6 protein-coding genes and 2 pseudogenes are annotated in these 14647 nt (G+C 72.9%); 6 read left to right on the top strand and 2 right to left on the bottom strand.

Translation table 11 applies throughout. The features are described 5' to 3' along the window. The 4 genes and pseudogenes from G6R25_RS13680 to G6R25_RS13665 form a co-directional block, all read left to right on the top strand. A pseudogene (locus G6R25_RS13680) lies at positions 1 to 1040 on the top strand (acetoin utilization protein AcuC); the annotation flags it as partial. Next, a pseudogene (locus tag G6R25_RS13675) lies at positions 1037 to 3653 on the top strand (bifunctional acetate--CoA ligase family protein/GNAT family N-acetyltransferase). The pseudogenes G6R25_RS13680 and G6R25_RS13675, both read left to right, overlap by 4 nt. A gap of 89 nt (positions 3654 to 3742) precedes the next feature. After that, entirely contained in the window at positions 3743 to 7441 is a 3699-nt protein-coding gene (locus tag G6R25_RS13670; RefSeq protein ID WP_268904140.1) for a SpoIIE family protein phosphatase, read from the top strand. Between the two features lie 94 nt (positions 7442 to 7535). Continuing rightward, entirely contained in the window at positions 7536 to 8360 is an 825-nt protein-coding gene (locus tag G6R25_RS13665) for an ABC transporter ATP-binding protein (protein WP_163553275.1), read from the top strand. Between the two features lie 391 nt (positions 8361 to 8751). Here G6R25_RS13665 and G6R25_RS13660 read toward each other — a convergent pair whose 3' ends face one another. Further along, positions 8752 to 9351: a hypothetical protein gene (locus G6R25_RS13660; protein WP_163553273.1), complete on the bottom strand. Its 600-nt coding sequence runs from the start codon at positions 9349 to 9351 to the stop codon at positions 8752 to 8754. A 506-nt stretch (positions 9352 to 9857) separates the two neighbouring features. Between G6R25_RS13660 and G6R25_RS13655 the strand changes: the two genes are divergently transcribed. Then, positions 9858 to 10199 (top strand): histone-like nucleoid-structuring protein Lsr2, encoded by a 342-nt coding sequence (locus tag G6R25_RS13655; protein WP_009742427.1) that lies wholly within the window; start codon positions 9858 to 9860, stop codon positions 10197 to 10199. Between the two features lie 220 nt (positions 10200 to 10419). On the opposite strand, the gene G6R25_RS13650 is transcribed toward G6R25_RS13655, so the two are convergent. Next, the gene (locus G6R25_RS13650) at positions 10420 to 11823 is read right to left on the bottom strand and encodes an aminopeptidase P family protein (RefSeq protein WP_205447104.1); all 1404 of its coding nucleotides are present in this window, start codon (positions 11821 to 11823) and stop codon (positions 10420 to 10422) included. Between the two features lie 1409 nt (positions 11824 to 13232). Between G6R25_RS13650 and G6R25_RS13645 the strand changes: the two genes are divergently transcribed. Then, positions 13233 to 14492 (top strand): LCP family protein, encoded by a 1260-nt coding sequence (locus G6R25_RS13645; RefSeq protein ID WP_235948329.1) that lies wholly within the window; start codon positions 13233 to 13235, stop codon positions 14490 to 14492. The last annotated feature ends 155 nt before the right edge of the window (positions 14493 to 14647 follow it).

The following is a 14647-nucleotide window of genomic DNA, read 5'->3' as shown; positions in this document are numbered from 1 at the left end:
TGATCGAGCTCATCTACGATCCGCTCTACGTGAACGCGGTCCGCGCCGCGCCGGATCCTGCCCGGGCGCGGATGGCGGCCCTGTTCGGCCTCGGCACCGCCGACAACCCCATCTTCTAGCGGATGCACGAGGCCGCGGCTCTGATCACCGGCGGCACGATCGAGGCCGCCCGGGCGGTGTGGGAAGGGCCGGCGCGCCACGCCGTGTCGATCGCCGGCGGGCTGCACCATGCGATGCCGGGGATGGCCAGTGGCTTCTGCATCTACAACGATCCCGCCATCGCGATCGCCTGGCTGCTCGCCGCCGGGGCGACCCGGATCGCCTACGTCGACGTCGACGTGCACCACGGCGACGGGGTGCAGACGGCGTTCTACGACGACCCCCGGGTGCTCACGATCTCGCTGCACCAGACCGGGCGGACGCTGTTCCCCGGCACCGGCTTCCCCGACGAGGTCGGCGCGCCCGGCGCCGCGGGCAGCGCCGTGAACGTCGCGCTGCCCGCGTTCACCGGTGACGCCGGCTGGCTGCGGGCCTTCTCCGGGGTCGTGCCGGTGCTGCTGCGCTCGTTCCGGCCACAGGTGCTGGTGACCCAGCACGGCTGCGACACCCACGCCCTCGATCCGCTGGCCGATCTGGAACTGTCGGTCGACGGGCAGCGGGCCTCCTACGAGGCGTTGCACGCGCTGTGCGACGGCCGCTGGCTGGCCTGCGGCGGCGGCGGGTACGCGCTGGACGCGGTGGTGCCGCGGGCCTGGACGCAGCTGCTGGCGGTCGCCGCCCACCACTCCCTCGAACCCGGCACCGCGTTGCCGCCGCAGTGGCGCGCCGAAGCCCCGCAGCGGGTGCGGGCCGTCACCGGCCAGAAGTCCGTGGGGGACACGACGGGGATGCCCCGAACTCTCGGCGACGGGGTGAGCGTGCGTTACCGGCCCTGGGACGCCGGCGAGGGCGATCCCGACGATCCGCTGGACCGCGCGGTCGCCGCCACCCGGCGTGAGGTGCTGCCCCTGCACGGCCTCGACCCGACCGTGGACCGGTGAGCGCCGCGCCGCTGCCGCCCCCGGGCGGGGACGACACGCCGCTGGCGTACCCGGCGGAGTGGGAGGCCGATGTCATCCTCACCGACGGCGGCACGGCCCACATCCGGCCGATCCTGCCGACCGACGGCCCGCTGCTTCGGGGGTTCTGGACGCGGCTGTCCCCCCAGTCGATCTACTTCCGTTTCTTCACCGCCCGTCGGGCGCTGAGTGGCGCCGACATCCACCGGATGACCGTGGTGGACCAGCGGACGCGCGGCGCCATCGTCGCCATCGTCGCCATGATCGGTGACGATCTCGTCGCCGTGGCGCACTGGGAGGGCACCGTGGCCCGGCCGACCGAGGCGGAGGTGGCCTTCCTGGTGGAGGATGCCCAGCAGGGCCGGGGTCTCGGCTCGGTGCTGCTGGAGCACCTCGCCGCCGCGGCCTGGGACCGCGGCATCCGTCGGTTCGACGCCGACGTGCTCGGCGAGAACCGGCAGATGATCCGGATCTTCCTCGACGCCGGTTACACCGTCGCGCGGGCCTGGGACTCCGGTGCCGTCCGGCTGTCGTTCGAGATCACCCCCACCGAGCAGTCGGTCACGGTGATGCGCGCCCGTGAACATCGGGCGGAGGCGGCCTCCATCGGTCGGTTGCTGCATCCCCGGTCGATCGCCGTCATCGGCGCCGCCCGCGCCGCGGGTTCCCTGGGTAACTCGGTGCTGCGCCACCTGCTCACCGGTGGTTTCGACGGGCCGGTGTACCCGGTGAACCCGGCCGCCGCGGCGGCCGGCACCGCGGTCGCCTCGATCCGCGCCTACGGCGGCATCGAGGAGGTGCCCCGCCCGATCGACCTGGCCGTGGTGTGCGTGCCGCCGGCCGAGGTGCCCGGGGTCGTCGCCGCGTGCGGGCGGGCCGGGGTGCGGGGCCTGGTCGTGCTCACCGACCAGCGGGACGCCGCCGACGCCGCCCTGGCCGCCGAAGCGCGGGCCAGCGGCATGCGGGTCGTCGGCCCGGCCAGCATGGGCATCCAGAACCCGGCCGGGGGGCTGAACGCGTCGATGGCGCCGCAGATGCCGCCGGCCGGGCGGGTCGGCTGCTACTCGCAGTCCGGCCCGTTCGGTGGGGCGATCCTGCAGGCGGCCGCCGCGCGGGGGGTCGGGCTGTCCGTGTTCGTCTCGGCGGGGGACCGGGCCGACGTCAGCGGCAACGACCTGCTCCAGTACTGGGAGGAGGACCCGGAGACCGACGCGGTGATCATGCACCTGGAGACGTTCGGCAACCCGCGCAAGTTCGCCCGGCTGGCCCGCCGCCTCGGCCGGCGCAAGCCGATCGTGACCGTGTACTCCGGCCGTTCGGCCCTCGACGACGCCCTGCTGCGGCAGGCCGGCGTGATCGGCGTGGACCGCATCTCGCAGGCGTTCGACGTCGCGCTGCTGCTCACCTCGCAGCCGCTGCCCGCGGGCAGCCGGGTCGCGGTGATCGGTGCCTCCCGGGCGCTGGTCCGGCTCACCGCACGTGCCGCCGACGCCGCCGGCCTGATCGCCGAGGAGGTCCTGCTACCCGGCGGCAGCGGTTCGGCGGTGTTCACGGCCGCACTGCTCGACGCGGCGCAACGGGCCGACGCGCTCATCGTGACGCTGGCCCGCCTGCCGCCGTCCCTGCCGGGCCCGGTGGCGGCCGGTGCCGTCGAGGCGGCCGAGCGGATCACCGTGCCGATCCTCGCCTCCATGCAGGGCGTCGAGATGCCGAGCGAGCTCGTCGGCATCCCGGCCTACCCGTCCCCGGAGGCCGCGGTGACCGTGCTGCGCCGCGTCGTCGGATACGCGCAGTGGCGGTCCCGTCCGACCGGCACCGAGCCGACCACCGCCGTGCGGACCGAGGAGGCCCGCGGGCTCATCGCCGCGCTGTTGGACTGCTACGGCATCACGGTGCAGCCGGCGGAGCTCGTGACCTCGCCACGGCGCGCCGCCGAGGCGGCGCAGCGGGTTGGGGTACCCGGTGGCCGTCAAGGCCCGCTCGCGTCCGTACCGGCACCGACCCGATCTGCGCGGGCAGCGCCTCGACCTGCCAGACGCGGCGGCGGTGCGCGCGGCCTGGGCGTCGCTGCGCTCCCAGCTCGGGCCGGAGGTGCCGATCGTCGTGCAGCGGATGGCACCGGTCGGGGTGTCGGTGGTCGTCGGGTCCGAGGAGCACCCGCAGTACGGCCCGCTGGTCTCCTTCGGCCTGTCGGGCCCGGCGACGGAGCTGCTCGGTGACCGCGCGCACCACATCGTGCCGCTGACCGACGTCGACGCGGCCCGGCTGGTTCGTTCCGTGCGGGCGGCACCGCTGCTGCTCGGCTACCTCGGCTCGGCCCCGGTCGACATCGCCGCGCTGGAGGAGCTCGTGCTATGCGTCGGCCGGTTTGCCGACGACATTCCCGAAGTGGTACATCTCACCCTTGACCCAGTCATCGTGTCGACCGGGCGGGTCACCGTGCTGTCGGCGGAGGTCGTGGCCGGGCCGTCCGTGCCCAGGGCCGACGCCGGGCCGCGGCGTTTCTGGACGCCTGCGGTGCCAGTGGTCGACCGACCCCCCGTCCGGGGCGGTTCGGCACAACATGGTCACGCCGTCCACAATCGTCTCCCATGACGTCGCCGTACTCCGCGCAGCCGCCCGTCTGGCCCGCATCCGGCGCCTTCGGGGTGCCCCAGTCCGAGGCCAGGGGGCCCAAAGAGGCCATGGGTGCCCCCAGGGCGGGGACGCCCGGTCAGGCGGAGCTGGTGCCGATGCACGGCCCGGGTCGGGGCGCGCAGCACCAGCCGGCGGAGTCGGGGGCGCCGGGCGCCGCGGGGAACGGTGGTTCCGAAGGCGCCGGCTCTCCCATCCCCGGGACGGGCCCCATCCGGGCCCCCGGGACGGCCCCCGGCCCGAGCCTGGCCCCCGGCCAGGACCCCGAGCGAGGCGGCCCGGACCTGCCCGTGCTGCCCGCGGGATGGCCGCTGGTCGCGCGGACCGATCCGCCGGCCCCCGGCGAGGCGAGGCCGCGCGACGTCATCGAGGGCACCGGCCCGCGGCGAGGCCCCGAGGACGTCGCCCCGGATCGCGGGTCGCCGGGCGCCGCCCGCGGCGGCCCACAGGCACCGGGTGGTGGTGGCGGCGACGGCGGTGGTGGTGGGGACTCCGCGGTGGCGGCGTTCGCGATGCTGGATGCGCTGTTCGTCCGGGCACCCGTCGGACTCGCCCTGCTCGACCGGACCGGCCGGTTCGTTCGGGTCAACGAGGCACTCACCCGGTTGGATCGCCGCTCCGCTCGGGACCACCTGGGCCGCACCGCGTCCGAGGTGCTCGGCGACAGCGATTCCGAGCTCGACGCCCTGCTGGCCCGGGTGCTGCGCACCGGCGAGGCGGTGGTGGAGCTGGAGGTGGGCGTCGCGGGCCCGGCCGGAACACCGCTGACCTGGCTGGCGAGCTGGTTCCCGGTGACCGATCCACAGCTCGGTCCGGTGGGGGTGTCCTTCGTCGCGTTGGACGTCACGGGTCGGCAGATCGCCGATCGGGAGCGGCTGCGGGCGCAGGCGCGTTACCGCGGGCTCGTCGATGCCGCCGGCGTGGACGTCTTCCACGCGGCGGCCGACGGCGCCCTCGACGTCGACCTGCCTGGCTGGCGTTCCGCCACCGGCCAGCAACCGGGGACGTTGGCTGGCAGTGGCTGGCTGTCCGGGGTGCATCCGGCCGACCTGGACCGGGTCGCGCGGCTGTGGCGTGGGGCGGTCGAGCGCGGCGAGGCCTTCGAGGCCGAATTCCGGATCTCCGCGCCGACCGGCGTGGGCGGTGCCGAGCGCGTCGTCACCGCACGGGTGCTGCCGGTGTCCGGACCGGGATTTGCGGTGGATGCCGCCGGTGGGCAGGCGGCGGGCGGCACCGGTCCGGCGGGCGATGGACGGCCGGTCGAGTGGCTCGGCGTGATCCGCGACCTCACCGGGGAACGGGCCGCCGAGGCGGCGCGGGCTGAGGCCGATCGGCGGACCGAGGCGGCCGTCGAACAGGCCGAGGCCGCCTCGCAGCGGGCCGAGTCCGGCGGACTGTTCTCCGTCGCGCTGGCCCGTGCCAGCACGGTCGACGAGGTCGTCGCGGCCATCCTCGACGTTGGCGGCCAGGCGGCGCGGGCGGCCGGGCGTGGGGTCGCGCTGGTCGACGATCGTCGCCTCGAGCTGCGTTTCGCCCACGCGAGCGGCGACGCGCCGCAGCGGCCCGGTTCCTGGCCGGATGTGGCACTGGGTGCGGTTCATCCCCTGGCCGAGGTGGTGCGGGCAGCCCGGCCCCTGTTCCTGGCCGATCGGGGGGAGCTGCTCGCTCGCTGGCCCGTCTCCGATCTTGTCGATGCCGCGGTGGCGGCGGGTGAGCAGGCGTGGGCCATGCTGCCGCTGGTCGCCCTCGACGGCTCCGCGTTCGGCGTGGTGGCCTTCGCCTTCCCGGCCCCGCGGACCTTCACCGCCGCGGATCGGGCCTACCTGAGTGGCCTCGCCGCGGCCGCCGCCCGCGCGCTGGAGCGGGCCCGGGCGCATGAGCGGCTCATGACCGATGCGGCGCAGGCGCAGGCGGCGATCACCGCGACGAACGAGGAACGCGAGGCTCGGGAGCGTGCCGACCGGCGGCTGCGCCTGCTGGCCCGGGCCACCGAGATCGTGACCTCGGCCGATGCTCCCGAAAAGTCCCTGCGTGCCGTCGCGGAGCTGATCGCGGCGGAGATCGCGGACCTGTGCGTGGTCCATCTGGTCACGGCCCGTCCGGCGCTCGTGCCCCCCGCCGAGACCGAGCCCGCCGAGACCGAGCCGATGGGCCAGGCCGGCGTCGCTACCAAGGGTGAAAGGGAAGTCACGGACGGGCAGGTGACGGCTCCGGAGCTTCGGCCCCTGATCGTCGCGGGTTCCGCCGCGGCCGGTGCCGCGCCCTCGACGGACGCCTGGATCGCGGCGCTCGCCTCCCCGTCGAACCCGATCAGCCAGGTCGCGGCCCGCGGGGTCGGGGAGGTTGTCAGCCACGCGGCGCTCGGCTGGGAGCCGCCGTCCGACCTCGCGCGCTGGATCCGTCAGGTCGGCGCGCACACGACGGCCGTGCTGCCCGTGGTGCGGGTCGGTCGGATCGCGGCCGTGTTCAGCCTGACCGCCGCCGGTGACCGGGCCCCGTTCGTCGAGGCCGATCTGGCCTTCCTGACCGAGCTCGCCGCGCGCGCCGGGGTCGCCCTGGAACGCATCGAGCGGGAGCACAGCGCGCGCGACGGCGCGGCGAAGCTGCATGAGACCCTCCGTGGCGCGGCACCGACGGTGCCTGCGGGACTGCAGGTGGCGTCGCGCTATCTGCCCGCTGGGGCCGCGGGGGACGCCGGCGGGGAGTGGTTCGACGTGATCGACCTCGGCGCGGGCCGGGCCGCTCTCGTCATCGGCGGGGTCCGGGGACGGGGGCTGCGCACGAGTGCCGCGATGGGCCAGCTTCGCGCCGCCGCGCGGGCCTGCGCCCGCCTCGACCTGCCACCCGGCGAGGTGCTGGCGCTGCTCGACGGCGTCGTCGCGGACATGCCGGGCGATGAGGTCGCAACCTGCATCTACGCGATCGCCGAGCTTGACACGGGCGTGCTCACGCTGGCGAGCGCCGGCCATCCGCCGCCCCTCGTGGTCGCCCCGGACGGGCTTGTCTCGCGCCTGTACATGGCGGTCGGCTCCCCGCTCGGTGAGGTCCGCCGGGATCCGGCCGGGCATGCCGACGCGACCGAGTACACCGTCCGGCTGGGCCGGGGATACCTCATCGCCCTGTTCACCGCGGGCCTGGTCCGCGGGGGTGGCCGCGACGTCGACGCCGGCGTCTCGGACCTCGCCGCCGTGCTGGCTCGCTACAGTGACGCACCCGCCGACCACCTCGACCCGCTGGCCACCGCGGCCTGCGTCGGGCTCGGCCGCGACGGCCAGCCGGCGCCCGCCGACGACGCCGCGGCGCTGCTGATCGCCCGCCTGCCCGACGAACCGACCGCCGGGCCGGCACTGCTCGACGTCACCGTCGACGGGCCGACCGGGCTGCACGCCGTGCGGGCACAGTGCCGGCTCGCGTTGGAGAATGCCGAGCTGCCCGTCGAGATCATCGACACCGTCGTCCTGGTCCTGTCCGAGCTGACCAGTAACGCCGTGCGCCACGGCCGGCCGCCGTTGTCCGTGCGGCTGCGGCTGCGGCGGCTCGGTGACCGGGCCGTCGTCGAGGTCGCCGACGGCGGTGGCCGACTGCCCCGGCGCCGGCAGGCCTCGCCGGACGACGAAGCCGGGCGCGGACTCGACCTGGTCTCCCGGTTGGCCGTGCGGCACGGTTTTCGCCCGATCCCCGACGGCAAGGTGGTCTGGGCGGAGGTCGACCTGGTGGCCCCGTCGCCCGCCGATTCGGTCGTGCCGTGATCGGGCCGCCCGGCCGGGCGGCGCACGGCGAGTGTGTTGGGGTCGGGCCATCCTGGCGGCACCGGCCGGGCACGTGTCGCGTAACGTGAGCGTCATGCCGGACGCGGTGCTGCGGCTCGACAATGTCAATGTCGTGCGGGATGGGTCGTACCTTCTGCGGAATGTGGGCTGGGAGGTGCGTCCCGGTCAGCGATGGGTCATACTCGGCCCCAACGGCGCGGGAAAGACGACTCTTTTGCAGGTGGCCTCGGGCCGGCTGTTCCCGACCTCGGGCGCGGTCGACCTGTTCGGTCACCGGCTGGGCACGGTGAACCTCCTCGAGCTGCGCTACCGGATCGGCGTCGTCAGCCCGGCGCTGGTCGAGACGCCGCCCCCGGACGAGCGGGTGCTCGACGCGGTGGTCACCGCCGGCTGGTCGGTGCTCGGTCGCGGCGACGAGCCGTATGACGACGTCGACCTCGCCCGCGCCGCCGGCCTGCTGGCCCAGTTCGGCTGCCGGGAGCTGCGGGACCGGCGGTTCGGGACGTTGTCCGAGGGCGAGCGTAAGCGGGTGCTGATCGCGCGGTCGCTCATGAGCGACCCGGAGCTGCTCCTGCTCGACGAGCCCGCCTCCGGGCTTGATCTCGGGGCCCGTGAGGCGCTGCTGCGGCGGCTGACCCGCTTCGCCGCCGATCCCGCGGCGCCCGTCAGCGTTCTCGTCAGCCACCACGTCGAGGAGATCCCGGTGGGGATCACGCACGCCCTGCTGATGCGCGGCGGCCAGGTGCGGGCCGCGGGCCCGGCGGCAGAGGTGCTCACCGCGCCCTGCCTGTCCGACTGCTTCGGGATTCCCCTCGACGTCAGCGTCGCCGCCGGGCGCTACACCGCTCGGCTGGCCGCCGGCCCGCCGCCGCGGCGACCGGTCTCCGCCGCCGTCTGAGCCTGCGCCCCGCCCAGCGCGCCTCCTCGCGCCCGTCCATCCTGAACGTCGGCCCTGGGTCGACTGCGGCCTGCGGGCCGGCCGCCCGCATCATGTCCGGTGACGGCCGTTCCCGCGATCGCGACGGATTTCCGGGCGGATTCCCGCTGCTTCATCGGGCGGCCTGGTCGCTGACATCTGCGCGATCATTCGGGGGACCTCGCCCCAGGACGGGCTGAGGCGCTCCCTGTCGGCCGTGGGCGGCGCGGGGGTCTCAGAAGGCGTCAGATTCACGTTGGCGCCACGGTCGGGTCTTTTTCTGCCATGGTATCTTTCCGGCGACACGCGCGTGTTGAGAGCCCCGCAAGGGGTAGGTCCGAAGAGGCCCCGTCGGGGGAAGTCGCCGTGGGTCTCACCGTCGAAGCCGGTTCCACAGCCAGCCGGCGCCGCGTGCCTCGGCGCCGAGAGCGAGTACACGGGCGGCGAGCCCGCGATCCGAAGTGATCACGATGGCGCCGGGACCGGCCTCGCGGGCGGTGTCGACGATCGCGTCATCGCCGTGCCCCGGGGCGTGGATGACGGCAAGTGCGGGTGCGGCGCCGTACTCGGGCGTCGGGTCCGATCGATCGGCGGCGATCCAGGAATTGCCGTCGCCGTCCCCCGGCGAGCGCTGGCCCTTCCCCCGAGCGTGGTCGCCGTTCCCGGGAGATCGAACGGTGTTCCCGCGCGACTGATCGGTGTTCCCGCGCGACTGGTCGTGGACATGGTTGGGGGCCGCAGGCAAGGCCGGAGTCGGCTCGATGACCACCGCTGCGGCGGGAACCCCGGCTCGGGCCGCCCCTTCCAGAACGACCAGGATCCGCGCCGGCCATTCCGCTGACCCGGGCGATCCGACGTGCGCGTCGGACCCGGCGATCCAGGTCGAAATATCGGCGAGCAGGCGCCGGGCAGCGCCCGGACGGTCGCGCCACCAGCCATCGGCCCGGGAGCCAATGACGTTGGCACCGTCCACCACCCACGTCCGTGGGTACTCGTCCGTGCGCCGAGCCATAGGGTCGGCGCCGGAATCAGGCGTACTCATCCGCCGCCACGATCCCCTTTGGCATTCGTACCGGTCGGTTCCGCTCGCGGCGCCAGCACCCCAAAGCACCCACCGGCTGATGCCTGCCGATTGCCCGGCAATCGTCCGGGGAGTCGGTAGACGAACACGATCGGTGTCCCAAGGTCGGCGGACATGGTCGCCGCCCGGCCGACGGCGGCCCAACTGTCCGCTTGCGGCCGGCGTTTCGGCTCGGAAGGTGTGATTCGCAAAACATGATCACCTTCTATCATGCCGAGCTTGGCCGCCGCGTTTGGGTTCCGCACTCCGACAGCCTCACCAGCGTGCCTAGACCGGTGTCTTCGTGTTCGGCGGCCCAAGTCTGCGAGTCCGCCGAACCAGGCGCGACAGTTCCCGGTGTTCTCGTGGTAATACTAGACGCGTGAGTTCTGCGGTCCGCTGACCTGAAGGAGTGTGGCATGGCCCAGAAGACCATCGTCTCGTTGATTGACGATCTCAGTGGAGAAGAGGCTGACGAGACTGTCCGCTTCGGACTCGACGGTGCGCAGTATGAGATCGACCTGTCGGAGAAGAACGCGACGAAGTTGCGTGAGTCGCTGGCCCCGTTCGTGACCGCGGCCCGCCGTTCCGGTGGCCGTGCGGCGGGTGGCCGTCGTGGTGTGCGTACCGCTTCGCGGCGTACCGGCGGAACCGACCGCACCGCCGACATTCGCGAGTGGGCGCGCAGCAACGGTTACACGGTGAGTGACCGTGGCCGTATCGCTTCCAACATCGTCGAGGCGTACGACAAGGCCCACTGATCCTGGTCTTGACGACTTTTCCGGGTCGAGACTCGAAGCGGTGGACCCCGTAGTACCCGTCGTGCCCGCGGTATTCGGCCGCGGGCCGCAGGCCCCGGTGCCCAAAGACCTGCTGATCAGGTTTTGCCAGGGCAGGTTCCTGCCACACCGGCCAGGCCGGTGTGGCAGGAACGATTGACCTTCGTGCCGACGCGTGCTGTCGCCGGCTCTGTTCGTTCCGTCAGTTCGGCAGATGCCGGCCCATCCAGTTTTCGATGTCTTCCGGGGTTCGCGGAAGCCCGGAAGACATGTTCCGTCTTCCGTCTCCGGTGACCAGGATGTCGTCTTCTATCCGGACGCCGATGCCGCGCAGCTTAGGGGGAACGGTGAGGTCGTCGGGCTGGAAGTACAGGCCCGGTTCCACCGTGAGCACCATCCCGGGCTCCAGCGCCGCATCCCGGTAGGTTTCGTCGCGCGCCTGGGCGCAGTCGTGCACGTCCAGCCCGAGCATGTGCGACGTGGCGTGCAAGGTGTATCGGCGGTGGATCCCCGCGCCCGGCGCGCGGGGATCTTCCGACAGCGATGCCTGCGCCCCGTCCGGCAGCAACCCCCAGTCCGCCAGAGCGGTGGCGATGACCTGCATCGCCGCGCGGTGCGGGTCCAGGAACGACGCTCCCGGGCGGACGGCGTCGATGCCGGCCTGCTGCGCGCGGAGAACCACGTCATATACCTGGCGCTGCAGGTCCGTGAAGCGGCCGGTGATCGGTAGCGTCCGGGTGACATCGGCGGTGTAGAACGACCTCCCCTCCACCCCCATGTCGAGAAGTGCCAGCTCACCGGCCCGCACCGGCCCGTCGTCGCGCACCCAGTGCAGGGTGGTTGCATGGTGCCCGCAGGCGACGATGGAGCCGTAGCCGACGTCGTTGCCGTCGACGCGGGCGCGCCGCCAGAAGGTGCCCTCCAACCAGCGTTCGCCGTTGGGCAGCTCCATCGCGCGGCCGATTTCTCCTACGCACTCGGTGAAGCCACGCGCTGTCGCCGCGACCGCCTCGTCCAACCGAGCGATCTCGAAGTCATCCTTGACCAGCCGTAGCTCGGAAAGGGCCTGCGCGAGTACCACATCGCGGTCGTCGGCCGATCTGTCGTCGGACCACCGCAGCACCGAGCGGTCAACCAGTGGATCGATTCCCCGCAGCGTCCTGGTGTTTCCCGGCGCCAGCCGGGCCAGCGCGCCCGAGAGCTCGGTCAGCGGCCGACACTCGATCTCCAGGGCGGCGGCCGTCTCGCGAACCCCCGGCCGGGGACCGACCCAGAGTTCGCCGTATCGGCGGTCGGTGTAGAACGCCGAGCTGGAGCGGTCTGATCGGCCCGCGACATACAGCGTCGCATCGTGCTCGCCGGCTGCGTTGGGTAGCAGAACCAGCACGGCATCGGGTTCATGGCAGCCTGTCAACCAGAACAAGTCACTTCCCGGACGGAACGGAAAATCCGTGTCGTTTGCCCGTACCCGTAGGCCACCGCTGGGCACCACGAGGGCATCGGCCGGGAACCGCGAGCCCAACAAGGCGCGGCGTTTCGCGGTGTAGGGTACACAGTCATCGCGAGATGGCACAGCGTCGTCAATCGGCGCCCAGCCAGTTGCCATAAACCGGCGGAACGCCGCGTGCGGTTCCTCATCGTGGTTGGCCTGGCCGGGTTCGCGGCCAGAAGACGCGGCCGGACCGGCCGTCGTCTCGCCGGCCTCCGCGGAGACGGACACCGGCTCCGAATCTGACTCCGCGCCAGCGGAATCCCTCGTCGCCCCGGGTACATCGATGCGGGGGCGGACAACATCCGCTTCGCCGGCTGTGATGAAGTTCTGGCCACCCGCCGCCGAGGCTCCCTCGGGTACCCCCGTGCCGGCCGGTGGAGGTGTGCTTTGGTGGGACTGGGCACTCATACCGTTAACGGTAGGCCGGTCGAGGTCCGCCGGGTAGTGGTGTGCCGGTCTGGTCGTCCATCGAGACCGCACCGGACAACTCGCCGCGGTCGGAGCCTGGATTTTGGCGCGCGGATCCTCCGGGCGATGTGAGCCGATCCGCCTGCCTCCCGGCCTGATCTGTCGACCGGCGATCCGGTAGCCGCGCGCGACGTCATCCGATCATCCGGCTTGAGGGGGAGTGCCTGCTGGGCCGGCGGCCTCGGAAGGTTACCCAAGAGTCCATCCTGTCGCTTCGAACGGGTTAACACGGGCAAGCATTCGGTCGTGCGAGATCCGCACTATCCGTCGTTACGTGACTTTCTGTCGCTGTCCGTTGACGGGGATGCCGGAACTCGGAGTGTGGGCTCCTGGCGGTGGACCCGAGGCGGTTCGGTCCGGGTGCTGACCTCCTTGGTCCCCGTAATACCGACCTGATATCCGTGCCTTCATCGGCCTCGCGGCCAGCGAGTGGGAGTGGGCTCACGGTGAGTCGGGGCATCCGAGTCGACGCGCTCGACTCCTCGATGGTGCTGTAACCGACATCACATTGCGGAGATCCTGGCATTTTCGACCTGGTCGAGGATAAGTCCGCACAAATGCGGTCGAAGGTTGCGCCCACGGATTGCCAACCACCGCACACTCCCCGGAACGCGATCGCGGCCGGGCCTGGTCGGCCATCTGACAGTCGTCGACGGGGCCGACGGCCCCCAGGGTGCGAGTTTGGTGAGAGGCTGTCCTGGAGTGTTCCGTTGGTCGGCTCGTGGCTCGTGGCTCGTGGCCGGAACACCGATGGCGTCACCGGCGCGGGATGATCTCCTCCCGGTGGATGAGGGAGGGGGAGGCGGCCATGACCTGGCCTCCGGATCGGCCGGAACGGCACGGGCCGCCCGCGGGACGCCGCGACGGGGAGGGCGACGGCCGGCGGCGCGATGCCCCTCGGCCCACGTCCGAGGAGAACTGGCCGGCGGGGCAGTGGCCGCGCCGCCAGCCCGGATCGCCTCTGCCCGCCGGGGACGACCGCCCGGCTCGCCCACGGGCCCAGCCGCGACCCTCCGGCCGCTCCCGGGACCCCTACGCCGATCCCTATTCCGGCCGTGATCCCCATCTCGGGCGTGATCTCCAGGCTGGCCGCGCCGAGCCGCCAGATGGTCGCCGGGCCGCCGAGCCGCCTGGCCCGACCCGGCGGGACCCGCCGGCGACCGGCGACCCCGCGCCGCAGCTCAATCCACCGCGGCGTCACCGCGGTCGTGCTTGTGCTGGCCACCAGCGGCTGGGCCGTGCTACGTCACTACGACGGCCGGGTCCGCCACACCCCGCTGACCTTCGCCGCCGGTGTGGACCGGCCGGCGTCGGCCTCGGGCGGTACGCAGAACATCCTGCTGGTTGGGTCCGACACCCGGGCGGGGACCAACGGTGAGTTCGGCGTGGCCGAGGGGCAGCGGTCCGACACCACGATCCTCGCCCATCTCGACGAAAACGGCTCGACGACCCTGATCTCCTTCCCCCGCGACCTGTGGGTGCGGATCCCTGGCTACACCGATTCGCGGGGCACCCAGCATGCGGCTCAGCGCTCCAAACTGAATTCGGCCTTCTCTTACGGCGGGCCGTCACTACTGGTCGCGACCATCGAAGGCCTCACCGGGATCCGCGTGGACCACTACGTGCAGATCGATTTCGTCGGCTTCCAGGGGATGACCGACGCGCTGGGCGGGGTCACCGTCTGCATCAGGGAGCTGCCGCCCGAGCTGAAGGCGCGCGGCTTCGACAACCTGCACGACCACTACTCCGGTTTCTCCGGCCAGGTGGGGGAGAACCGGCTGACCGGGGCGCAGGCCCTGGCCTTCGTCCGCCAGCGTTACGGCCTGCCGGAGAGCGACATCGACCGGATCCGCCGCCAGCAGCAGTTCCTGGGGGTCGTCTTCCAACGGATTGCCTCGACCGACACGCTGCTCAACCCGGCGAAGCTGATCAATGTGGTCGACGCCGCGACCTCCGCGATCACCCTCGACGACCGCACCTCCCTGGCCGACCTGCGCCTGCTCGCCGTCCGGATGCAGTCGATCGGTTCCGGTGGGGTCACGTTCGCCACCGTGCCGGCGGCGGCCGGCCAACGTGCCGGGCAGAGCGTGCTGGTGCCCGATCCCGACCAGCTCGGTGCCTTCCTGAAGCCCTTCGGTGGCCGCGCCGCCACGACGAGCTCCACCGGTGCGTTGCCGGCCGCTGCGGCGACCTCCGCGGCCGTCCCGGTGTCCTGGTCCCGGCCGGCTGCGGGCGTGGCCGCGGGCGGCGGCGTCCGGGTCATTGCGGACTCCGCCCCGGCCGCCGCCCCGGCGGGCGTCTCCTGCACCTACTGAGCGGGCTGAGCCGGCTCCCGCCGCAGAGGGGCCACCGGCACAGTGGGGGCGTCGTCGGCGGCGCAGTGGTCATCCGAGCCGCCGCCGCCTCGGCTGGCGGGGCCGGCGCCGCCGTCACCGGAATGGTGGCCGTCCTCGGGATGTGGACCGACGCC

Source organism: Candidatus Frankia alpina (assembly GCF_902806485.1).
In the GTDB taxonomy this organism is placed as follows: Bacteria; Actinomycetota; Actinomycetes; order Frankiales; family Frankiaceae; genus Frankia; species Frankia alpina.
This window is presented reverse-complemented; position numbering and strand designations above follow the sequence as displayed.